19 protein-coding genes are annotated in these 23,156 nt (G+C 52.7%); 2 read left to right on the top strand and 17 right to left on the bottom strand.

Features of this window, described 5'->3' with window-relative positions; genetic code table 11:
- Positions 1–18: 18 nt before the first annotated feature.
- From J1784_RS14685 to lrhA, 15 genes are all read right to left on the bottom strand, one after another.
- Entirely contained in the window at positions 19–534 is a 516-nt protein-coding gene (locus J1784_RS14685) for a DUF1097 domain-containing protein (protein ID WP_217149840.1), read from the bottom strand.
- Positions 535–738: 204 nt separating this feature from the next.
- Positions 739–2,199, bottom strand: coding sequence for an NADH-quinone oxidoreductase subunit NuoN (nuoN, locus tag J1784_RS14680; RefSeq protein WP_112289939.1), 1,461 nt, complete (start codon positions 2,197–2,199; stop codon positions 739–741).
- Positions 2,200–2,205: 6 nt separating this feature from the next.
- A complete protein-coding gene (gene nuoM / locus J1784_RS14675) occupies positions 2,206–3,735 on the bottom strand; it encodes an NADH-quinone oxidoreductase subunit M (protein WP_217149839.1) in 1,530 nt (509 codons plus the stop codon).
- A 97-nt stretch (positions 3,736–3,832) separates the two neighbouring features.
- Positions 3,833–5,680 carry an NADH-quinone oxidoreductase subunit L gene (gene nuoL, locus J1784_RS14670; protein WP_217149838.1) on the bottom strand — a complete coding sequence of 616 codons (1,848 nt, stop codon included), beginning with the start codon at positions 5,678–5,680 and terminating at the stop codon, positions 3,833–3,835.
- Positions 5,677–5,979: an NADH-quinone oxidoreductase subunit NuoK gene (nuoK, locus tag J1784_RS14665; RefSeq protein WP_004936014.1), complete on the bottom strand. Its 303-nt coding sequence runs from the start codon at positions 5,977–5,979 to the stop codon at positions 5,677–5,679. Before nuoK ends, nuoL begins: the two co-directional genes overlap by 4 nt.
- A complete protein-coding gene (gene nuoJ / locus J1784_RS14660; protein WP_217149837.1) occupies positions 5,976–6,536 on the bottom strand; it encodes an NADH-quinone oxidoreductase subunit J in 561 nt (186 codons plus the stop codon). The genes nuoK and nuoJ overlap by 4 nt, the downstream gene beginning before the upstream one ends.
- A gap of 12 nt (positions 6,537–6,548) precedes the next feature.
- A complete protein-coding gene (gene nuoI / locus J1784_RS14655) occupies positions 6,549–7,091 on the bottom strand; it encodes an NADH-quinone oxidoreductase subunit NuoI (RefSeq protein ID WP_120132095.1) in 543 nt (180 codons plus the stop codon).
- Between the two features lie 14 nt (positions 7,092–7,105).
- The gene (nuoH, locus tag J1784_RS14650; RefSeq protein ID WP_112289931.1) at positions 7,106–8,083 is read right to left on the bottom strand and encodes an NADH-quinone oxidoreductase subunit NuoH; all 978 of its coding nucleotides are present in this window, start codon (positions 8,081–8,083) and stop codon (positions 7,106–7,108) included.
- The gene (gene nuoG / locus J1784_RS14645; protein WP_217149836.1) at positions 8,080–10,806 is read right to left on the bottom strand and encodes an NADH-quinone oxidoreductase subunit NuoG; all 2,727 of its coding nucleotides are present in this window, start codon (positions 10,804–10,806) and stop codon (positions 8,080–8,082) included. The genes nuoH and nuoG overlap by 4 nt, the downstream gene beginning before the upstream one ends.
- A 143-nt stretch (positions 10,807–10,949) precedes the next feature.
- Entirely contained in the window at positions 10,950–12,311 is a 1,362-nt protein-coding gene (gene nuoF, locus J1784_RS14640) for an NADH-quinone oxidoreductase subunit NuoF (protein ID WP_120507129.1), read from the bottom strand.
- Complete coding sequence (gene nuoE / locus J1784_RS14635) at positions 12,308–12,844, bottom strand: NADH-quinone oxidoreductase subunit NuoE (protein ID WP_238485527.1); 537 nt, start codon at positions 12,842–12,844, stop codon at positions 12,308–12,310. The genes nuoF and nuoE overlap by 4 nt, the downstream gene beginning before the upstream one ends.
- A 2-nt stretch (positions 12,845–12,846) precedes the next feature.
- On the bottom strand, positions 12,847–14,646 hold the full coding sequence (nuoC, locus tag J1784_RS14630) for an NADH-quinone oxidoreductase subunit C/D (protein ID WP_095922838.1): 1,800 nt from the start codon (positions 14,644–14,646) through the stop codon (positions 12,847–12,849).
- 88 nt (positions 14,647–14,734) lie between these two features.
- Positions 14,735–15,409, bottom strand: coding sequence for a NuoB/complex I 20 kDa subunit family protein (locus J1784_RS14625; RefSeq protein WP_013574590.1), 675 nt, complete (start codon positions 15,407–15,409; stop codon positions 14,735–14,737).
- 22 nt (positions 15,410–15,431) lie between these two features.
- On the bottom strand, positions 15,432–15,875 hold the full coding sequence (locus tag J1784_RS14620; protein ID WP_101076106.1) for an NADH-quinone oxidoreductase subunit A: 444 nt from the start codon (positions 15,873–15,875) through the stop codon (positions 15,432–15,434).
- A gap of 714 nt (positions 15,876–16,589) precedes the next feature.
- Positions 16,590–17,534 (bottom strand): transcriptional regulator LrhA, encoded by a 945-nt coding sequence (gene lrhA / locus J1784_RS14615; protein ID WP_217149835.1) that lies wholly within the window; start codon positions 17,532–17,534, stop codon positions 16,590–16,592.
- Between the two features lie 986 nt (positions 17,535–18,520).
- Here lrhA and J1784_RS14610 point away from each other — a divergent pair.
- Positions 18,521–19,735 carry a pyridoxal phosphate-dependent aminotransferase gene (locus J1784_RS14610; RefSeq protein ID WP_015696458.1) on the top strand — a complete coding sequence of 405 codons (1,215 nt, stop codon included), beginning with the start codon at positions 18,521–18,523 and terminating at the stop codon, positions 19,733–19,735.
- Positions 19,736–19,845: 110 nt separating this feature from the next.
- Positions 19,846–20,445, top strand: coding sequence for a 5'-deoxynucleotidase (gene yfbR, locus J1784_RS14605; protein ID WP_217149834.1), 600 nt, complete (start codon positions 19,846–19,848; stop codon positions 20,443–20,445).
- Here the strand turns inward: yfbR and J1784_RS14600 are convergent, their stop codons facing one another.
- Together J1784_RS14600 and J1784_RS14595 are read right to left on the bottom strand one after the other, a co-directional pair.
- Positions 20,446–22,278, bottom strand: coding sequence for an SLC13 family permease (locus J1784_RS14600; RefSeq protein WP_217149833.1), 1,833 nt, complete (start codon positions 22,276–22,278; stop codon positions 20,446–20,448).
- Between the two features lie 209 nt (positions 22,279–22,487).
- Entirely contained in the window at positions 22,488–23,141 is a 654-nt protein-coding gene (locus tag J1784_RS14595; protein ID WP_217149832.1) for a sugar phosphatase, read from the bottom strand.
- Between the last annotated feature and the right edge of the window lie 15 nt (positions 23,142–23,156).

Genomic DNA, 23,156 nt, shown 5'->3' with positions numbered 1-23,156 from the left:
TGTCGTAAAAACGGGGTTTTAAGAACCTTCTGACCCTTTGACATCTGGGAAAATGGCGGCTTTTTTACCTTCGTTTTGCGGTTTTTCGCGCTGTTTCGCCAGCCATAATCCGCTGTTTTTCATCGCGTAACCAAACACCAGCCCGACCAGCAATGACACCACCACCTGACGCCAGTCGCCCTGCGCGGCGAAGGTCGCACAGGCACCGATAAATGTGCCCGGCACAAAGGCCAGCCACTGCTGCCACGCCTGGATGCACATCAGAAATGCGACTACGCCCGTCAGCATATAACCCAAAATGCTCCATTCGGGGCGCATGGCGCTGCCCGCGATGATCACCACCGCCCAGAAAACGCCACTGAGACAGGTCAGCGTGCTGATCAGTAATCCGCGCAATCCGCCCTGCGGGCAGGCGAAATAGGCCGTGCACCCGAGGAATCCCGCCCAGCTTATCAGGCCAAGGCTGACAGCTACCCAGCCCCAGATACCGGAGAGGATACCGGTGGTAATGGCAATCATCACTAAAACATTCATGGTGTAAATCCATACGAATCTGAACAAGCGCGAAGTGTACGCATTGGCAGGAATAATGGAATGGGGCAGATCACAAAATGAATGTAATATTTAGCTGAACGTACATATAAATGTGATTCGCATCACATATATTAAGCAATACGATTAAAAAAGCCGCTCATGTGAGCGGCTTCGTCAGTTTTCAGACTGCGGTTGCAGACTTTATCAGAGCAGCGGTTGCGCCATCTGCACCAGCGAAATCAGCGGTTGCGGGAAGATACCCAGCAGCAGCACCAGAATCGCGGAAATCAGTACGACCACACCACCCGCCGTGAGCGCCCAGTTGTTTGGCGTATCACGAACCAGCGTTTCAGGCGCGCTCAGATACAAGCTCACCGTCACGCGCAGGTAGTAGTAAAGACCAATCGCAGAACCTACCACCACAGCACCGGTCAGCCACCACAGATGCGCGGTCACACCGGTCGCAATCACGTAGAACTTACCGATAAAGCCCAGCGTCATCGGGATACCGGCCAGTGACAGCATCATCACGGTCATTACCGCAGACAGGATTGGCTTATGCCAGAACAGACCACGGTAGGAGAACAGCGATTCCGCGTCCGGGCCTTTGTACGGGCTGGACATCAGGCTGACCACACCGAAAGCACCGAGGCTGCTGAACAGGTAACCGGCCAAGTACACGCCAACGGTTTCCATCGACAGCTGATGCGTCTGTACCGCAATCAGTGCCACCAGCAGATAACCGAGGTGAGCGATAGAAGAATAACCGAGCAGACGTTTAATGTTGCTCTGGCTGATTGCCATCAGGTTACCGACCAGAATCGAGCAGAAGGCGATAATCGCCAGCACGATACGAATCGACTCGCTGTCTGCCACGGGCGCGTACAGGAACAAACGCATCACCACGGCGAAGATAGCGATTTTGCTGGCGGTAGCCAGGAAAGTCGAAACCGGAGCGGGTGCGCCCTGATATACATCTGGCGTCCACAGGTGGAACGGAACCAGTGACAGTTTGAAACCCAGACCGACAATCATCATACCCAGACCGGCCATCAGCAGCGGCTGGTGCAGCATCACGCCATCGCCCAGGTTTTTGCCCAGAGACGCGAAGGACAAATCACCGGACTGTGCGTACAACAGCGCCATACCAAACAGCAGGAAGGAAGACGCAGCAGCCGACAGCAGCATGTATTTGATAGCCGCTTCCAGCGAGCGTTTCTGGCGGTAGGCGTAACCAATCAGGCCGAACAACGGCAGTGAGATCAGTTCGATCCCAAGGAACATTGACGCCAGATGGTTAGAACATGCCAGCAGAATGCCGCCCATTGCCGCAATGAGAACTAACAGGTAGAACTCTTCACGGTTGTCCGGATAACCGGCCAGCCAAGGGTAGGCAAACGTGCTGGTGGCCAGACTCGCCAGCAGCACCAGCCCGATGTAGAACATCGAGTATCCGTCAACGCGCAGCAGCGGTGTGACGTCCTGCGGGCCGACCTGCCCGACGTAGTAAAGGGAAAGTAAGGCAACGTTCAGCCCGATGACTGTCAGTGTGGCATTAAGAAAATGGTCGCGTCGCCACGCAATGGACAGCATCACCACCACCACCGTCAATCCGACGATCATCAGCGGTAATAGTGCGATCAGATTTTGAAGTGTAAATGTCATGGCGAGTTACGGCCTTGTCGTTGAAATAGTGGAAACTGATGACCCGTACCAGTGCTGAATGTTAGTCATCGCTGCACTTGATGTATCCAGAATTACCTGCGGGTAGAAGCCCAGCCCCACCAGCAATACCACCAGCAACAGGATAATCGACAGTTCGCGTGAGGTCATGCCCGGCAGCGGTTCGTCAGATTTTGCTTTGCCGTAGTAAGCGCGCTGCATCATCGCCAGAGAATACACAGAGGCAAACACCAGACCGAACGTCGAGATAACAGTGATCACCGGAACAACCGGGAAGCTGCCGAACAGGATCTGGATTTCACCGACGAAATTACCTGTACCCGGCATCCCTAAGGTGGCGACGGCGAAGAACAGTGACAACGCTGGCAGGTATTTAATCCGGCCCCACAATCCGCCCATCTGGCGCATATCACGGGTATGCAGACGTTCGTACAGCTGACCACAGATGATGAACATACCGGCTGCGGACAGACCGTGTGCAATCATCTGAATCACTGCGCCCTGATACGCCAGCTGGCTGCCGGTGTAGATAGCAATCAGCACGAAGCCCATGTGCGAAACGGAGGTGTATGCAATCAGACGTTTAATGTCAGTCTGGGAGAACGCCATCCACGCGCCGTAGAAGATACCAATCACACCCAGCCACATAGCAATCGGGGCAAACTGGTGTGACGCTTCCGGGAACAGAGGCAGACAGAAACGCAACATCCCGTAGGCCGCGGTTTTCAGCAAGATACCGGCTAAGTCGACGGAACCGGCGGTCGGAGCCTGACTGTGTGCATCTGGCAACCATCCGTGCAATGGCACAACCGGCATTTTCACCGCGAAGGCGATGAAGAAACCGAGCATCAGCAGATATTCAACACCGTGCGACATTGGCGTTTTCAGCAGGTCAGCGTAGTTGAATGTCCATACGCCGGTGGCGTTGTAATGCACAAACACCAGACCGAGGATGGCAATCAACATCACCAGACCGCTGGACTGCGTATAGATGAAGAATTTGGTTGCTGCGCTGATACGTGTTTTACCGTCTGACGCTTTGTGTCCCCACAAGGCAATCAGGAAGTACATCGGCACCAGCATCATTTCCCAGAAGAAGAAGAACAGGAACATGTCGATGGCGAGGAACACGCCGATCACGCCGCCGAGGATCCATAGTAAGTTCAGGTGGAAGAAACCCTGATACTTCTGGATTTCACGCCACGAACAGAGGATCGCCAGAACACCCAGCAGACCGGTCAGAACCACCATCAGCAGGGACAAACCGTCCAGCGCCAGATGGAAGCTGATGCCAAAACGAGGGATCCACGGCACCGAGAACTCGGATTGCCACTGTGGAATACCCGCAGGCGTCGTTAATGAATATCCTCCCTGCAACCACAATTGCACGGAAAGAGCCAGCGTCAGCCCCATCGCAATTAACGCGATCCAGCGCGGTACTTTGCTCCCAAAGCGCTCAGTCTGCCAGCACAGCAGCCCGCCGATAAAGGGGATAAATATTAGCCAAGGTAATAGCATGGCGTGTCGTTCCCTTCTTTTATGCCCGAAGGCTATTTCACTTGCCGGTCCGTTACACGAACAGACCGGCATTGATAACTACACCCGTAATGCAGGCTTAAATCACCAGCAGCAGCGCCAGAACGACGACCGCACCGAGCCCCATTGACGCGACGTACCAACGTACCTGACCGTTTTCGCTGAGAGTCAGACCACGGTTACCCAGACGGGCAAACAGCGCAGGCAGATTCATCATTGAGTTCAGCGGATCACGTTGCAGGAGTTTCGCGACCAGCAGATAAGGTTTCACGAAAATCATGTCGTACAGCCAGTCGAAGCCCCAGGCATGGAACCACCAGGTCGTGAAGAAACGGCCCGGTGCGCTTTTCGCAATGCTGTTGACCAGCGAGCGTTTACCCAGATACAGGGCCGCCGCCAGCAGAATGCCAGCAATTGCAATCACGGCTGATGTGATTTCCAGCGTCAGCACACTGCCATGCGCCAGCTCAGTGGTATCCGGCAGTACACCTTTCAGTGGCGGAACAATCAATGCGCCAATGAAGGTGGACAGAACCAGTAACACCAGCAGCGGCAGGTGGTGAGTGATGCCTTTACCCGCATGCGCTTTGATTTTCTCTTCGCCGTGGAAGACGATGAAGATCATGCGGAAGGTGTAAAGCGAGGTCATAAACGCACCGACCAGACCGGCAACCATGAGATTCAGGTGACCGTTAGCCAGCGCACCCGCGAGGATTTCATCTTTACTGAAGAAGCCCGCAGTGATGATTGGCAAGGCGGACAGCGCCGCGCCACCGACCAGGAAGCAGATATAGACAAGAGGAATGGACTTACGTAATCCACCCATTTTGAAGATGTTCTGTTCGTGGTGGCAGGCCAAAATGACCGAACCGGAAGAAAGGAACAACAGTGCTTTGAAGAATGCGTGCGTCATCAGGTGGAAGATAGCGGCATCCCACGCCTGAACGCCCAGCGCCAGGAACATATAACCAATCTGGCTCATGGTCGAGTACGCGAGAACACGTTTAATGTCAGTTTGCACCAGCGCAGCAAACCCTGCCAGAACCAGCGTGACTGCACCGATAATGCCCACCAGATGCAAAATCTCAGGTGCCATCAGGAACAGGCCATGAGTACGTGCAATCAGGTAAACACCCGCGGTGACCATGGTCGCGGCGTGGATCAGCGCGGAAACCGGCGTCGGACCGGCCATGGCGTCTGCCAGCCAGGTCTGCAGCGGAAGCTGTGCGGATTTACCCACTGCGCCACCCAGTAACATCAGGGTCGCCCAGGTGATCGCCGTGTCGCCCACTGCCAGTTTCTGCGGCGCCAGGATCATCAGTTCACGGATGTTCAGCGTACCCAGTTCGCGATACAGGATGAACAGTGCGAATGCCAGGAACACGTCACCTACACGGGTCACGATGAACGCTTTCATCGCTGCCGCACCGTTAGCCGGATGGGTGTAGTAGAAACCGATCAGCAGGTAACTGCACAGACCCACGCCTTCCCAGCCGAGATACATCAGCAGCAAGTTGTCTGCCAGGACCAAGACCACCATGCTAGCGATAAACAGGTTGGTGTATGCGAAGAAACGTGAATAGCCTTCTTCACCGCGCATGTACCAGGACGCGAACATGTGGATGAAGAAACCGACACCGGTCACCACGGACAGCATGGTCATCGACAAACCGTCTAGCGTCAGTGTGACAGGAATACTGAAGTCACCGACCTGCATCCAGTTCCACAGATGCTGGTTAAAGACTTCCACGCCTGCCGCTTTCTGACTCAGGAAATTGATGCCCACGTAAATGGTGGTCACTGCTGCCAGACCAATGGAACCTACGCCGATAGTCGCGGAGGTATTTTCAGACCAGCGTCCGCGGGAAAAGGCCAGTAACAGGAAGCCAATCAGCGGGAACAGAATTGTTAAATAGAGTAAGTTCATCCGCGCATCTCACTGACAGTATCAATATTGAGAGTGTGGCGACGGCGATACAGTTGCAGCAGCAACGCCAGACCAATACTGGCCTCCGCCGCAGCCAGGCTGATGGCCAGAATGTACATCACCTGCCCGTCTGCCTGACCCCAGTAGCTTCCCGCCACGATAAACGCCAGTGCTGCCGCGTTAATCATCACTTCAAGACTGATCAGCATAAACAGCAAATTACGACGAACCAGCAGCCCGGTAAGCCCCAAAACAAAGAGGATCGCGGCCAGAATAAGACCATGTTGTAGAGGGATCATGCTCTCTCCTCCGTTTTTCTTTTTGTTGCCATTTCGGTCGTTGCCGGTGCGTCACCAAAGACTTCACCCGGTTTATGTTCACGGCCAATATGGAATGCCACGACCAGACCGGCCAGCAGCAACATTGACGCCAGTTCAACGGCCAGTACGTAAGGCCCGAACAGCGCGATACCGACGGCTTTCGCGTCAATCATGTCGCCTTTAATGCCGTGGTCATGCACGCCAAGGATAGACATGATCATCACCACCAGCAGGATGACTGACAGAACTGAAGGTCCGACCCAGGTGGCAGGCTTGAGCCATGCACGTTCCTGCTCTTCGACATTGCCGAGGTTGAGCATCATCACGACGAAGACGAACAGCACCATAATGGCGCCGGCGTAAACGATGATCTCCAGGGCACCGGCGAAATACGCGCCGAGCGAGAAGAAGACCGCAGCAATCGCCAGTAAAGAGACGATCAGATACAGCAGTGCATGAACCGGGTTGGTATGCGTGATAACACGCAATGTCGCCAACACGGCCACCAGGGCTGCAATATAAAATGCAAATTCCATGCTTGCGGCTCCTTAAGGCAACAGACCTTTGACGTTGATCGGTTTGGCTTCGTTTTCAGCTTCGCCTTTCGGCTTACCGTCAACGGCCATACCGGACATCCGGTAGAAGTTATATTCCGGATATTTACCCGGCCCAGAAATCAACAGATCTTCTTTTTCGTACACCAGATCCTGGCGCTTGAATTCACCCATCTCAAAGTCCGGCGTCAGCTGAATTGCTGTTGTCGGGCAAGCTTCTTCACACAGGCCGCAGAAAATGCAGCGTGAGAAGTTGATGCGGAAGAATTCCGGATACCAGCGGCCATCTTTCATTTCTGCTTTTTGCAGAGAAATACAGCCTACCGGACAGGCTACCGCACACAGGTTACAGGCAACGCAGCGCTCTTCACCGTCAGGATCGCGCGTCAGCACGATACGGCCACGATAACGCGGAGGTGGATTGACCGGAACTTCAGGGTACATCTGGGTTTCGCGCTTGGCGAAGGCGTGCAAGCCTATCATCCACAAGCTGCGAACCTGGGTACCGAACCCGACCACTATGTCTTTCAATGTCATGGTTTCATCACCCCTTATTGCGCGTTGTACAAGATGACCGCAGCGGTCGCCAGCAGATTAAGCAAGGTCAGTGGCAGGCAAACTTTCCAGCCAAATGACATTACCTGGTCGTAGCGGGGACGCGGTAAAGCAGCACGGATCAAAATGAACATCACCATGAAGAATGCCGTTTTCAGTGCAAACCAGATCACCGGATACAGGAAGGGACCCTGCCAGCCACCGAAGAACAAGGTGACGATCAGCGCAGAGACAGTCACGATACCGATGTATTCACCCACGAAGAACAGACCGAATTTCATACCGGAATATTCAATGTGGTAACCATCAGCAAGTTCCTGCTCAGCTTCTGGCTGGTCAAACGGGTGACGGTGACAAACAGCCACACCGGCAATTGCAAAGGTCACAAATCCAAAGAACTGCGGGATGATGTTCCACATGTGCGACTGAGAAATGACGATGTCTTGCAGATTGAAAGAACCCGCCTGCGCGACAACGCCCATCAGCGATAAGCCGAGGAACACTTCGTAGCTCAGCGTCTGAGCGGATGCACGCATCGCACCCAGCAGCGAGTATTTGTTGTTACTGGACCAGCCAGCGAACAACACGGCATAGACAGTCAGACCGGCCATCATCAGGAAGAACAAAATACCGATGTTCAGATCTGCGGCGAACCAGGTCGGGCTGACCGGAACAATCGCAAAGGAGATCAGCAGGGACGTAAACGCAATCATCGGTGCCAGCGTAAAGATGGCTTTGTCGGTGAATTTAGGTACCCAGTCTTCCTTGAAGAACATCTTGATCATGTCAGCAACCAGCTGCAGGGAGCCGCCCCAGCCGACACGGTTTGGTCCGTAACGGTTCTGGAACAGGCCCAGCAAGCGGCGCTCGCCGAAGCTCATGAAGGCCCCGCAGGTCACAACGACCAGCAGGATCACGACAGCTTTCAGAATGGCAATCAACGAATCGATCACTACAGGTGTAAACCAGCTCATTGTGCTGCCTCCCGCAGATTTTCAACCGTTGCGCCAACCAGCACCGGAGGAATTCCCGGTAAGCCCAGCGGCAGGCCAACCTGGCCCTGACTCAATGTTTCACTCAGACGAACCGGCAATTTCAGTGTCTGACCGGCACAGGTGAATTCCACCTGAGAGCCTGCGTTCACCCCTAACTGCGCAGCATCGGCCGGATTAACCATCACGTAGGCTTCTGGCATACGTTGCTGGATAACCTTCGAGCGCTGTGTCATTTCTTCGCTGCCGAACAGGTGATAATACGGCGCTACACGCCAGTTATCGCTCTGCGCCGTAAATGCAGTCGGAATACCGGTGAAGTAATCGAGAGTCCCCTCACCTGCTTCAATCAGACGTACACCCGGATCACCGTGGCGCAGACTGCCGCCAACTTCGCTCTGGAATTTGTTCCAGGCTTGCGGTGAGTTCCAGCCCGGCGCCCAGGCGAATGGCACCTGATTGCGGTTGGCTGTCGGGCTGTTGTTCCCTTCCATTGAGAAGGCAAACATGGTGTCTTTATCTTGTGGCTGACGCGGTTCATGCACGCTGATGTTCGCGCGCATGGCGGTACGACCACTGGAACGTGCCGGAGAACGCGCCAGTTTCTGACCACGAATACGGAAGCTGGCGTTTGGCGCAGCTTCTACCATGCCTTTCAGCTGTGGTAGCGCTTCAACGCAGGCTTCGATCACGTGATCCAGCTGAGTCCAGTCAACATGACGGCTGTTGATAGTGGAATGCAGCGAGTGCATCCAGCGCCAGCTTTCCAGCATGGCAACCGTTGTGTCGTAGTAAGCCGGATCATAAACCTGGAAGAAGCGCTGTGCGCGGCCTTCCTGATTCACCAGCGTACCGTCGCTTTCTGCGAAACTTGCCGCAGGCAGGATCAGGCTGGCTTTATCCATGATGCGCGTGCGCTGATGGTCAACGACCAGCAGGTTCTGCACACTGGCTAATGCCGCATCAACTTTCGCTTCAGGCGCCTGACGGTAAAGGTCATTTTCCATCACGATTGCGCTGTCGGCTTCGCCACGAGACAGCAACTCAAGTGCGTCATCCAGCGAACCACCACCAATCATCGAAAGGCCGATGCTGTTAGCTGCAGAAGCCACGAACGTAATACCGACATCGCTGCCTGCCACTTTCAGCGCTTTCGCGATATTCGCGGCCGCTTCGATGATAGCGTCAGAACCTGCGCTGGTACCGGTGATGATCAGCGGCTTACGCGCGCCGGTCAGTGCCTGCACAATCACGTCGATTTTCTTGTTCAGGCCTTCAGCCAGGTCGCTGACCGCTGGCGCAGAATTATCCAGCGCATGGGCGATAGCAAAGCCGAAACGCGCCTGCTCATCGACGGGAGCACGGTAATTGTAAGCCGCGATATCGTCGAGTTTGGTGTTGTCCACGTTGGTGATAAACAGCGGATGTTTGGCGTGCTGACCAATGTTCTGGACTGCCGCGATTTGCCAGTCGGCAACGCGCTGAGCCGCAGCCATCGCGCGTGCCTTGCCTTTAACGGCCTGACGTACAGACAGTGCGATACGTGCACCGGTCTGCGTTAAATCTTCGCCCAGCACCAGAACAGCGTCGTAGCCTTCGATTTCACGCAGCGCCGGTGTGTGAACACCGCTGTTGCGCAGAACGTTCAGCATCAGTTGCAGACGAGCCTGCTCTGCCGCGTTGATACCGGTATAGAAGTTTTCAGCACCGACCAGTTCGCGCAACGCAAAGTTGCTTTCCAGACTCGCGCGCGGAGAACCGATACCGATGGTTTTCTTCGCCTGGCGGATAATGTCTGCCGCGCCCTGCATCGCCTGTTCAGCGTTAAGCTCGATCCAGTCGTTACCACGCAGTTGCAATGGCTTCTTCGGACGATCTTTCAGGTTCACGTAGCCATAACCGAAACGACCACGGTCGCACAGGAAGTAATGGTTTACGGTACCGTTATAACGGTTTTCGATACGACGCAGTTCGCCGTAACGCTCACCGGGGCTGGTGTTACAGCCAACAGAACATTGCTGACAGATGCTTGGCGCAAACTGCATGTCCCATTTACGGTTATAGCGCTCGGAGTGCGTTTTATCGGTGAATACGCCGGTCGGACATACTTCAACCAGGTTACCGGAGAACTCGCTTTCCAGCGGGCCATCTTCCGGGCGACCGAAATAGACGTTGTCGTGTGCGCCATAAACGCCCAGATCGGTGCCGTCCGCGTAATCCTTGTAGTAACGGACACAGCGGTAACAGGCGATACAGCGGTTCATTTCATGAGAGATGAACGGGCCGAGATCCTGGTTGTTATGGGTACGTTTGGTGAAACGGTAACGGCGCATACTGTGGCCGGTCATCACTGTCATATCCTGCAGGTGACAGTTACCGCCCTCCTCACACACCGGACAGTCGTGCGGGTGGTTGGTCATCAGCCATTCCACGACGCTTTCACGGAATTCTTTCGCTTCTGAGTCGTCGATGGAAATGAAGGTGCCATCAGACGCTGGTGTCATACATGACATCACCAGACGACCGCGCGTGTCTTCCGCGTTTTGGTATTGCTTAACCGCACATTGGCGGCAAGCGCCGACGCTTCCCAGCGCCGGATGCCAGCAAAAATAAGGAATATCGAGGCCGAGAGAGAGGCAAGCCTGTAACAGGTTGTCCGCTCCGTCTACGTCGTATTCTTTGCCGTCTACATGAATCGTAGCCATAGTCAGCATGCTTCCACGTGGCCCACCTGACGGCGGGCGTTAATCAAAAATTCTTGCCGGGTTGGCGTATATCATTTGACAGCGCGTCCCTTGTTCCGGGAATTCGCGCACAGCGGGCTCACGTCCGCTGCCTGTTGCCTTCACTACCAACGCTCTTTCAGCAGATTATTTGGCTGAATACCACCAATAGCTCGCGCGTTGTTGTAATGCTGTTTGGCGATACCCGCCTCAAACTCTTCCCGGAAATATTTAATCGCACTTTGCAATGGCTCCACGGCACCCGGCGCGTGTGCGCAGAAGGTTTTGCCCGGGCCAAGCTGGCGGCAAAGCTGTTCGAGAGTTTCGATATCTCCCGGCTGGCCTTCACCACGTTCCAGCGCACGAAGAATTTTCACGCTCCAAGGCAGACCATCGCGGCATGGAGTACACCAGCCACAAGATTCGCGGGCGAAGAATTCTTCCAGGTTACGCACCAGCGGAACCATGCCGATTTCGTGATCCACAGCCATCGCCAGCGCAGTTCCCAGACGGCTGCCGGCTTTACCAATGCTGGCAAAGTCCATCGGCAGGTCCAGATGATCGGCGGTCAGGAAGTCAGTCCCTGCCCCGCCCGGCTGCCAGGCTTTGAATTTCAGGCCATCACGCATGCCACCGGCATAGTCTTCGAGAATTTCACGTGCGGTAGTACCAAACGGCAGCTCCCAGACGCCCGGATTTTTCACCCGGCCTGAGAAGCCCATCAGTTTGGTGCCGGCATCTTCGCTTTTGCCCGCAGACATACCTTTGTACCAGTCCACGCCGTGTTCAAGGATCGCTGGCACGTTACACAGGGTTTCGACGTTATTAACGCACGTCGGTTTACCCCATGCACCGGCAGATGCCGGGAACGGTGGTTTGGAACGCGGGTTAGCACGGCGGCCTTCCAGCGAGTTAATCAGTGCGGTTTCTTCACCGCAGATGTAACGCCCTGCGCCGGTGTGAACAATCAGTTCAAAATCGAAACCGGTGCCGAGGATGTTTTTGCCCAGCAGGCCCGCTTCGGTGGCTTCAGCAATCGCGCGACGCAGATTCACCGCAGCTTCGATATATTCGCCACGCAGGAAGATGTAACCACGGTAAGATTTCAGCGCGAATGCAGAGATCAACATGCCTTCCACCAGCAGGTGTGGCATTTGTTCCATCAGCATGCGGTCTTTATACGTGCCCGGCTCCATCTCATCGGCATTACAAAGCAGATAGCGGATGTTCATGCTTTCGTCTTTTGGCATCAGGCTCCACTTCAGACCGGTGGAAAAACCTGCACCGCCGCGCCCTTTCAGGCCAGCGTCTTTTACCAGATTGACGATTTCTTCCTGAGCCATGCCTTTGAGGGCTTTTTCTGCGCCGACGTAACCGTTTTTGCTGCGGTATTCGTCAATCCAGACTGGCTGTTTGTCGTCACGCATACGCCAGGTCAGCGGATGCATCTCCGGCGTGCGTTCGATGTGTCTTGGAATGTAGGTCATGCGTAGCGCTCCAGTAGCGAGCCGATCGCTTCTGGCGTCAGGTGGCTGTGCGTGTCCTCGTCAATCATCATTGACGGACCTTTGTCACAGTTCCCGAGGCAGCAGGTCGGCAGCAGGGTAAAGCGTCCGTCTTCAGTCGTTTCGCCCGGCTTGATGTGCAACTGCTGTTCCAGAGCAGCCTGGATCCCCTGATAACCGGTGATGTGGCACACCACGCTGTCACAGTAACGGATCACATGGCGGCCCACCGGCTGACGGAAGATCTGGCTGTAGAATGTCGCCACACCTTCAACGTCACTGGCAGGAATACCCAGAACATCGGAGATCGCGTAGATAGCGCCATCAGGCACCCAGCCACGCGCCTTTTGCACGATTTTCAACGCTTCGATAGAGGCCGCGCGGGCATCTTCGTAGTGATGTTTTTCGTGCTCAATCGCTTCGCGTTCAGCGTCGCTCAGCACGAACACCGGCGGCACGACTGGCTCACTGACGTTGATGTACTGAACTTCTGAGTCTTTATTGATATCTGTCATCGTTAGCGGTCCACATCTGACATTACAAAATCGATACTGCCCAGATACACGATCAGGTCGGATACCAGGCTGCCACGGATTACGGACGGGATCTGCTGCAAATGCGGGAAGCTTGGCGTACGGACACGGGTGCGGTAGCTCATGGTGCTGCCGTCACTGGTCAGGTAGTAGCTGTTGATCCCTTTGGTTGCTTCAACCATCTGGAAAGATTCTTGCGCAGGCATAACCGGACCCCACGACACTTGCAGGAAGTGCGTGATCAGGGTTTCGATGTGTTGCAGCGTACGTTCTTTCGGTGGCGGCGTGGTCAGCGGGTGATCCGCCTTGAACGGGCCTTCCGGCATGTTTTTGTAGCACTGTTCCAGAATGCGCAGGCTCTGACGCAGTTCTTCAACTTTGAGCATGACGCGGGAATAGCAGTCACTGACGCCATCACCTGTCGGAACTTCAAAGTCAAAGTTTTCGTAGCCGGAGTATGGACGCCATTTACGCACGTCGAACGGGATACCCGTTGCGCGCAGGCCAGCACCGGTGGTGCCCCAGGCCAGAGCGTCATCTGCGTTATAAGCAGCCACGCCTTTGGAACGGCCAATCAGAATGGTGTTTTTCAGCGCCGCTTTGACGTAGGAATCCAGACGTGCTGGCATCCAGTCAAGGAACTCACGCAGCAGACGATCCCAGCCTTTCGGCAGGTCGTGTGCAACGCCACCGATACGGAACCAGGCCGGGTGCATACGGAAACCGGTGATCGCTTCAACCAGATCGTAGATTTTCTGACGATCGGTAAAGGCGAAGAACACGGGTGTCATCGCGCCCACGTCCTGAATAAACGTAGAGATGTACAGCAGGTGGCTGTTGATACGGAACAGTTCAGACAGCATGACACGGATGGTGTTAACGCGATCCGGCGTCACGATACCGGCGAGTTTTTCAACGGCCAGCACGTAAGGCATTTCGTTAACACAGCCGCCAAGGTATTCGATACGGTCGGTGTAAGGAATGTAGCTGTGCCAGGACTGGCGTTCGCCCATTTTCTCAGCACCACGGTGGTGGTAACCGACGTCCGGAACACAGTCGACAATTTCTTCGCCATCAAGCTGCAAGATGATACGGAATGCACCGTGCGCAGACGGGTGGTTAGGACCGAGGTTGAGGAACATGAAGTCCTCGTTGTCGGTACCACGCTTCATGCCCCAGTCTTCAGGCTTGAAGGTCAGCGATTCCATCTCGAGTTCTTCTTTCTGCTTGGTCAGCTCATAAGGATCGAACTCGGTGGCACGTGCCGGATAATCTTTACGCAGCGGGTGCCCTTCCCAGGTCTGCGGCATCATGATGCGCGTCAGGTGCGGGTGGCCATCGAAGGTAATACCGAACATTTCCCACGTTTCGCGCTCATACCAGTTAGCGTTCGGGAACACTTTGGTGATGGTCGGAACATGAAGATCGTTTTCTGACAATGCCACTTTGATCATGATGTCGCGGTTGCGCTCGACCGAGATCAGGTGATAGAAAACGGAAAAATCCGCGGCCGGTAAACCGTCGCGGTGTGTACGTAAACGCTCATCAAAGCCATGCAAATCGAAAAGCATGACGTAAGGTTTTGGCTGTTTTCGTAAAAAGGTAATCGCTTCCAGTAACTGTTCACGTTTGAACCACACCACGGGAATTCCGGTGCGGGTCGCCTGAACAGTAAAGGCCTCTGGCCCAAAACGGTTACGCAATTCGCCAATAACCGGATCATCGAGATGATCACGGGTATGCCATGCTGGCAGGGCGGAATCTTGCGTCGTCAAATCTGTCATATTTTTTTCACCACACTAAATGGTCATTTATGCCGTAAGGGGATACTGATACACATCTCCCCTCAGGGTTGACTCTCAGACCGCAGTGTTAAATCTCGTCCGGCGAACGCAGATTTGTCACGGCAATACGCTCAGCACGTTTACGCTCTTTTTCAGACTGCATATTCGCGCGGTAAACACCCTGATCGCCAACAACCCATGACAATGGGCGACGTTCTTTGCCGATGGATTCCTGCAGCAGTAACAGAGCCTGCATATAGGCTTCCGGACGCGGCGGACACCCCGGGATGTACACATCGACAGGCAGGAATTTATCCACGCCCTGAACGACAGAATAAATATCGTACATACCGCCGGAATTCGCACAGGCACCCATCGAAATGACCCATTTTGGTTCCAGCATCTGATCATACAAACGCTGAATTACCGGAGCCATTTTGGTGAAGCAGGTTCCCGCTACCACCATAAAATCAGCCTGACGTGGAGAAGCACGCAGAACTTCTGCGCCAAAACGCGCAACGTCATGCACCGCAGTGAATGACGTCACCATTTCCACGTAACAGCATGAAAGGCCGAAGTTATACGGCCAAAGGGAATTCTTACGACCCCAGTTCACCATGCCATGCAGTGATTCCTGGAGATTTCCCATGAAGACGCTGCGTTTAACCTGTTCCTGAAGAGGATCGCCGACGACCTCCTGAGATTGCAGGGGGTAACGGTCGTTCTCACCGTCCGGGTCTATGCGGGTGAGCGTATAGTCCATCTTAATGCCTCGCTATGACTGCTTACTGAGGGTGACTGTTGGTATTAATAGCCGGGCTTGGTTTAACAGGTCCTTTCGAACGTGTTGGTGTCCAGTCGAGCGCGCCAATACGCACCAGATAGAACAAACCTGCCAGCAGTACCAAAATGAAAATGGTGGCTTCTACAAATCCGGTCCAGCCGCTTTCGCGGATAGATGTTGACCATGCATAGAGATACAGGGCTTCAACGTCGAAAATGACGAAAAACATGGCGACCAGATAGAACTTGGCGGACAGACGCAGTCGGGCTGTGCCGACAGAGGCGATTCCTGATTCAAAAGGCGTGTTTTTGTAACGCGCTCTGGCTCTCCCGCCAAGAAACGCGGCGCCCAGTAACATCAGGCAACAAAGACCCATTGCGACGACAAGAAAAACGGCGAACGCCCAGTGTTGAGCGATGACTTCAGTGGCTGTTGACATACTCATTGCTTACTCATCAAAAGTGGCACTTTGGCATCTGCTCTGTAAGGTCGGCAGCTTGCGCACCACATCGATTCAAGGGAAGGATTAAAAACCACACAGTTCACGGCTCAACAAGGCATTAAGCCAGTGATTTGTTGTGGGCTTTTTACCCTTTTCTATAACCTTTTGTCAACTTTGACAAAAGTATCTCCACATTAGTTTACATGCATAGCATTTAATTAACATATCATGCGCCGGTACTTAAGCTAAATCGTGTCAGTAAAATACTGTGGTAAAGCATGCGCCTGTGATGGGAGTTATGACATCTTTCGTACTTTCCTATTGTCGCAGGAATAGGCACCGCTTCCACTCTCTTAATAGGGTTATTTTTTTGATCTGTGTCAGAGTTCTGTCAATTTTGAAAGAAAAAAAGGCACACTTTTAACAAGTTTTGTTGATTTTCAAAAAACGACAAGCGATTTACGGAAAAATTTGATGCTTTTTTTTAACCTTGAAAAGTGCTGGTTTTTTCGCCAGTTAGTCTCGTAATTGTGGAGCCGGGCTGTAGCGAATGAGTGTTTTTACGGGGAACGGCAAGCAATAAGAATAAAAAAGGCGGGTTTTACGGGAAATAGTACACAGAAGCACTAAAAGTATAACTCTTGCACCTCAAAAGAGGTAGAGGCCTTTACCCCCGCCCCGTGAAGCGGAGGCGGAAGGTAAAGCTCAGGGAAAAACTTAGTTTTGGGAATCTGCCAGGAACTCCTGATCATCATCCACAACAGGACGCGGACCATAAGCACTGAGCGAGTAAGGATCATTCCCCTGTTCTACGGCATTAAAAATCGCCATAGCCAGTTCATTTTCACAACGCGCATTTTTGTACAGCACATATTGCGTGTCAGGCAGTCGTGGTAAACCATCCTGTTCACCGAGAACACGTAACTCCGGACTCATCATTTCGATAGGTCGCGCAGTCACACCCAACCCGGCACGCACTGCCGCACGAATGGCCGACAATGTAGATGCCACATAGGCAATACGCCACGGGATCCCCGCCTGATTAAGATGTTCAGTGGCCATTAAACGATACGGACTTGGCTCATCAAGCACAACCAGTGGCACGCTGTCCCCGGAAGGATAAGCAAAATCCGCTGAACAGTACCAGAGCGTTGGCGAAGTACGCAGAACGATGTGCGGATGGTCGGCGTTGGTCATCGTGGTGATGGCTAAATCCACTTCCTCACTTTCAAGCATTGATAGCATGAAAGGACTGCGTTTAACGCGGACATCAATCGACAACTTAGGATATATCGATGTCACACGGCTGAGCAGGAAAGGCAAAATGGTGTCAGCTGTATCATCTGACGCACCAATCGTTATCCCGCCCTGAACATTGCTGTACATCAAAGAGGTGCAGGCTTCATCGTTAAAACGAAGGATTTTGCGTGCGTACCCCAATAACTGAATACCATGTTCAGTTAATAATTTATTGCGTCCATGTCTGGCAAACAGTTCTTTTCCAACGAGTTGTTCTAGACGTTGCATTTGTTGGCTTACCGCCGACTGAGTACGACACACAGCAGCAGCTGCCGCAGCGAACGTATTTAAATCAGCAACAGCTACAAATGTCCTCAACAGGTCAAGGTCGAGATTGAGGATTGGACGATTTGCAATTGTCATAGTTTTTCTTCACTTTATAGAATCTAATAACAAGCTACCCTGATGGTGCGTCAAAGTACCCGCAAAAAGCAGAATACCAGATATGACGGATACTCACTCATTTGATAACCTAAATTGAGAAATATTTGTGCATGAAAGTTTTCGTCATTGTAAGCATCCGGGCATTAACTTTGCGCACAATAAAACCCCATAAAGGCTAAATGATTAGAGCATCTTAATTAATATAGTCTGTCCCGCTGAACCATTCCATAACCCGTCTGCGTGCGCCTTCTGTCCGCAAACATCAAAAAACCGGGCTATGCCACGCTCCAAAAACATAAGCTAAATTAATTAATAAAATCAGCCAATGGAAATATAATTCAACAAATTCATTGAGTCACGTGAGTAATTCAATTACCCCAGGTGGGCATAGTTAAAGCATGATTAAGATTTTTCTAGTTTCTTCAAAATTTGTTTATACTGATCAATTAAAATATATGCTTCTAAAGCATTTAAATACTTTAAAGAAATAGGATTAGGAAATCATTTAGAACATGATCATCTATCCAGCATTAATTATTAAACATTAACGAAATAAAACTGATTCTTGTTAGGAATTGTTATCAATAAAACGAGTCTGCCTGAATTTTTTTCAGAATTTGTCGAGCTTTGGTAAGTTTTCATGATGTTCTGCTTAAAATTCGCGCTTACGGGAATCCCCCTTCAGGCGGTGCAGTCAGCAAAAACAGTGAATTTATTGGTTATAAAGCGTACTTTTGCAAAATATAAAAATACAAAACATGCCAAACAAAGAATTAAACACCATTCAGTGATTCGATTACTTTGCTAAAAACCCACCCCAGCTGCCTTTACTGCTGTTTTTCACCAAAACGGTGCAAAGCCCTTCTCATGCCCCCTGTCGGGGAGTAAATTGTGCCATTCGCACTGCTCTGCGGCCGCTCGTCGCCAGGGAAGAACAGGCTTTACTGCAAAAGGCTCTCATTTACATGTCCCCGATTGAAAAATCCCACAAACTGGACAACGTCTGTTATGACATTCGCGGCCCGGTGCTTAAAGAAGCAAAACGCCTTGAAGAAGAAGGCAACAAAGTCCTCAAACTGAACATCGGCAACCCGGCCCCTTTCGGATTTGATGCACCGGATGAAATTCTGGTTGATGTCATCCGTAACCTGCCTACCGCGCAGGGTTACTGTGATTCCAAAGGTCTGTTTTCTGCGCGCAAAGCGATCATGCAGCATTATCAGGCGCGTGATATGCGCGACATCACCGTTGAAGATATCTATATCGGCAACGGGGTTTCTGAACTGATCGTGCAGTCTATGCAGGCCTTACTGAACACCGGCGACGAAATGCTGGTGCCTGCGCCGGACTATCCGTTGTGGACGGCTGCTGTGTCACTATCCGGCGGTAATGCGGTGCATTATCTGTGTGATGAAGGTGCGGACTGGTTCCCGGACATCGCCGATATTCGTGACAAAATCACCCCGCGCACCCGTGGCATTGTGATCATCAACCCGAACAACCCGACGGGTGCGGTCTACAGCAAAGAATTGCTGATGCAGATTGTGGATATCGCCCGCGAACACAACCTGATCATCTTCGCTGACGAAATTTACGACAAAATTCTGTATGACGAAGCCCAGCATATCTCTATCGCTTCACTGGCGCCGGATCTGCTGACCGTCACTTTTAACGGTTTATCAAAAACCTACCGTGTTGCCGGTTTCCGTCAGGGCTGGATGGTTCTGAACGGGCCGAAGAAACATGCGAAAGGCTATATCGAGGGTCTGGAAATGCTGGCCTCGATGCGTTTATGCGCCAACGTACCGATGCAACATGCCATTCAGACCGCACTGGGCGGATACCAGAGCATCAGCGAGTTTATTCAGCCGGGCGGACGTCTGGTTGAACAGCGTGACCGTGCATGGGAACTGATCAATGAAATCCCAGGCGTCTCCTGCGTGAAACCGAAAGGCGCGCTGTATATGTTCCCTCGCATCGACGCCAAACGTTTCAATATTCATGACGACCAGAAAATGGTGCTCGACCTTCTTTTGCAGCAAAAGGTTCTGCTGGTTCAGGGCTCGGCATTCAACTGGCCGTATCCGGATCACGTTCGCATCGTCACGTTGCCGCGTGTGGACGAACTCGAAATGGCCGTTAACAAACTGGGCCGTTTCCTCGAGACCTACCGCCAGTAATGTTCAGGGCGCAGCATCAACGGTTGCGCCCTTTTCTCTTTCGCCTATTTACATCACTGCCCCGCACTGCTCACAATGGACGCTCATTCACCGTTGTTATTGAGAGTGCTATGAACCAGAGTCATTTCTTCGCCCATCTTTCCCGCCTCAAACTGATCAGCCGCTGGCCGCTGATGCGCAATGTCCGCACAGAGAATGTCTCTGAGCACAGTCTGCAGGTTGCCTTTGTGGCGCATGCTTTAGCCGTCATTAAGAACCGTAAATTTGATGGCAATCTGAGCGCTGAACGCGTTGCTCTGCTCGCGATGTATCATGACGCCAGTGAAGTGCTGACCGGCGATATGCCGACACCTATCAAGTATTACAATCCGCAAATTGCGCATGAATACAAAAAAATCGAGAAAATTGCCCAGCAAAAGCTGATTGAAATGCTGCCTAAGGAATTGCAGGAAGATTTCCGCCCGCTGATCGACGAGCATTATTACACTGAAGATGAAAAGCTGACGGTCAAACAGGCGGATGCGCTTTGCGCCTACCTGAAATGTCTGGAAGAATTGTCCGCAGGGAATAATGAATTTACGCTGGCAAAAGCGCGTCTGGAAAAAACGTTAGCAGACAGAAAGAGCCCGGAAATGGACTACTTTATGGAAGTCTTCATTCCGAGTTTCAGTTTGTCACTGGATGAAATCAGCCTCGATTCGCCGATGTGATCAGAACGGGAAAAGCACCGGGACCAGAAATACGCTGACGACCATCACCAGCAGCGTAAAAGGCACGCCGATGCGGATAAAGTCGCCGAATTTATAGTTACCCGGCACCATCACCAGCGTGTTCACCGGTGAAGACACCGGCGTCATAAATGCAGCAGACGCGGCAATCGCGATAATCATGGTGAACGGGTAAGGCGAGACGCCCATCTGGTGTGCCGCTGCAATGGCAATCGGCGCCATCAGCACCGCAGTGGCCGTATTAGAAATAAACAGCCCGATGCCCGCGCAGAGAATGAATAAGCTCAGCAACATCATATACGGACCGTAACCGCCGCTGACTTCCATAAGTCCTTTCACAATCAGCGCCACACCGCCGGTTTTTTGCAGTGCCAGCGCAAAAGGCATCATCCCGATAATCAGCAACAAACTTGGCCAGTGAATTGCTTTATAAGCGCCTTCCATTGTGATGCAGCGAAATTTCCCCATCAGGATACAGGCGATAATAGCGGCAATCGCATTGGGGACATCGTCGGTGAGCATCAGGGCGACCATCAGCGCCAGACAAAACAGCGCATGCGGAGCCTGGCTCAGCGCAGGCGCGACTTCGTCCACTTCGGCAGGAAGGTTCAGCACGATGAAATCATGCATCTGTTGCTGCAACTGGCGGATAAGCTTCCAGTCGCCAATCACCAGAAGCATATCGCCGAGCTGTAATTCCTCATCAACAAGCCGGCCTTCCAGCGCTTCCCCCTGACGGCGGATGCCCACCACATTCAGGCCATAGACGGAACGAAACGCCACATCGCGCAGGGTTTTTCCCAGTAATTCAGAATCGGGAATTAATGACACTTCCGCCATACCGACATCGCGTGACTGCTCAGAGAAATATTCCCCGCGCAACACCATCGGCTCCAGCATTTCATCAGTACAAAATTGTCGAAATGGTATGCCGGAATCAGACATATCGAGCAATAAGACATCGCGGGCAAACAGTTCGGTATGACCCGTTGCGCTGACCATCACACGGCGAAACTTACGCCAGCGTTCGATGCCCACCACATTTGCACCATAACGCGAACGCAGGTGTAGATCATCCAGCGTACGTCCGACCAGCGGAGAGCCGGGGCGGACAGTCACCCTTCTCGCCCGGCCCGTCAGGCGATAGTCGCGGATCAAATCGCGAAACGTCCGGCGTTTCCAGCGTTGTTTATCCTGCAACGTATTATCGGATGAAAGCCAGCGACGGGCGATCAGCATATAGCCCACGCCCATCATCAGCACGACCAAACCGACGGGTGTCACACCGAAGAAACCAAAACCGCCGAATCCTTCGCGCAACAGCTCGCTGTTGACCACCATATTGGGCGGCGTCGCCACCAGCGTCATCATGCCGCTGATAAGACCTGCAAAACTCAGTGGCATCATCAGGCGTGCGGGAGAGGTTTTCATGCGGGCAGAAACGCTGATGACAACAGGAATGAAGATCGCCACCACACCGGTGGAACTCATGAAAGCACCGAGACCGGCCACCGTGAGCATCAGCAAAACCAGCATACGGGTTTCACTGTTACCGGCGACTTTCATCAACCAGTCGCCAACCTGATAGGCCACGCCGGTTCTCACCAGACCGTGTCCGACGACAAACAGGGCAGCAATCAGAATCACGTTAGGATCACTGAATCCGGCCAGCGCTTCATTGATGGTCAGCGTACCGCTCAGAACGAAAGCGATGATCACCAGCAAGGCCACGATATCCATTCGCAGCGAATTGCGTGCGAACAACACCATAGCAATAACGAGTAACGTGACTACCCAAAGTAATTCACCGGTCAAAACACACTCCGTTTGCGTTGAGAGAGGAGGATAAATAGCGGTATACCCTAAATCATTCAAATTGTACCAAGGCGGCAACGCAGTGAATCCGTTAAGGCAGCCAACGCAGAGACAGTTTGAAGTATGACGGGTATCAGAATGGCATAAAAAAACCCCGTGTAAACGGGGTTCAAATCAACTAACACAAGGAAACTGTGTTTTTTCTGTACTTAACGCAGACTGACTTTTACGCCTTCGTCGGAACTGCTGACCAGCAGAGTTTCCAGTGTCGACAGATCAAAATCAACGTTTTCAATGCCCGGAGTGTCATCAGGCGCGTTAACAGCAATGACTTTACAGCCCGCAGCCAGACCCGCCATCACGCCTGCAGCGGCGTCTTCAACGACCACACAATCTTCCGGTGCCAGACCTAAACGTTCGGCACCCAGTAAATACGCATCCGGTTGCGGTTTACCATTTTTTACCTGTTCGGCTGTAATAAATACTTCTGGCTCAGGCAGATGCGCCGCTTTATGACGGGCGCTGGCGACAGGCATTGAACCGGAGGTCACAATCGCCCAGGGAATGTTCTGGCGATTGAGTTCGCTTAACAGCAAATGCGCGCCGGGAAGCGCGGTAACACCTTCGGTATCCGTCGCTTCAATTTGTTCCAGTTTAAGAAACTCTTTCTGAATCGTTTCTTCGCTCTCGCCTTCCATGAAATGACGTAAGGAAGTAATCGCCTGTTTGCCGTGAATGAACGCCAGAACATCCTGAGGATCAACTCCCCAACTGAGCGCCCAGTTAATCCATGAACGCTCAACTGCCGGTAATGAATCCACTAACGTCCCATCAAGGTCGAACAAGAAACCTTTGCACTCCACAGGCAATTCCCCTTT

It is taken from the genome of Rahnella ecdela, assembly GCF_019049625.1.
GTDB lineage: Bacteria > Pseudomonadota > Gammaproteobacteria > Enterobacterales > Enterobacteriaceae > Rahnella > Rahnella ecdela.
This window is presented reverse-complemented; position numbering and strand designations above follow the sequence as displayed.

Coding starts and splice junctions, on each gene's coding strand:
- J1784_RS14685 (WP_217149840.1), bottom strand. CDS start 534: ATGAATGTTTTAGTGATGATTGCCATTACCACCGGTATCCTCTCCGGT.
- nuoN (WP_112289939.1), bottom strand. CDS start 2,199: ATGACATTTACACTTCAAAATCTGATCGCACTATTACCGCTGATGATC.
- nuoM (WP_217149839.1), bottom strand. CDS start 3,735: ATGCTATTACCTTGGCTAATATTTATCCCCTTTATCGGCGGGCTGCTG.
- nuoL (WP_217149838.1), bottom strand. CDS start 5,680: ATGAACTTACTCTATTTAACAATTCTGTTCCCGCTGATTGGCTTCCTG.
- nuoK (WP_004936014.1), bottom strand. CDS start 5,979: ATGATCCCTCTACAACATGGTCTTATTCTGGCCGCGATCCTCTTTGTT.
- nuoJ (WP_217149837.1), bottom strand. CDS start 6,536: ATGGAATTTGCATTTTATATTGCAGCCCTGGTGGCCGTGTTGGCGACA.
- nuoI (WP_120132095.1), bottom strand. CDS start 7,091: ATGACATTGAAAGACATAGTGGTCGGGTTCGGTACCCAGGTTCGCAGC.
- nuoH (WP_112289931.1), bottom strand. CDS start 8,083: ATGAGCTGGTTTACACCTGTAGTGATCGATTCGTTGATTGCCATTCTG.
- nuoG (WP_217149836.1), bottom strand. CDS start 10,806: ATGGCTACGATTCATGTAGACGGCAAAGAATACGACGTAGACGGAGCG.
- nuoF (WP_120507129.1), bottom strand. CDS start 12,311: ATGACCTACATTCCAAGACACATCGAACGCACGCCGGAGATGCATCCG.
- nuoE (WP_238485527.1), bottom strand. CDS start 12,844: ATGACAGATATCAATAAAGACTCAGAAGTTCAGTACATCAACGTCAGT.
- nuoC (WP_095922838.1), bottom strand. CDS start 14,646: ATGACAGATTTGACGACGCAAGATTCCGCCCTGCCAGCATGGCATACC.
- J1784_RS14625 (WP_013574590.1), bottom strand. CDS start 15,409: ATGGACTATACGCTCACCCGCATAGACCCGGACGGTGAGAACGACCGT.
- J1784_RS14620 (WP_101076106.1), bottom strand. CDS start 15,875: ATGAGTATGTCAACAGCCACTGAAGTCATCGCTCAACACTGGGCGTTC.
- lrhA (WP_217149835.1), bottom strand. CDS start 17,534: ATGACAATTGCAAATCGTCCAATCCTCAATCTCGACCTTGACCTGTTG.
- J1784_RS14610 (WP_015696458.1), top strand. CDS start 18,521: ATGTCCCCGATTGAAAAATCCCACAAACTGGACAACGTCTGTTATGAC.
- yfbR (WP_217149834.1), top strand. CDS start 19,846: ATGAACCAGAGTCATTTCTTCGCCCATCTTTCCCGCCTCAAACTGATC.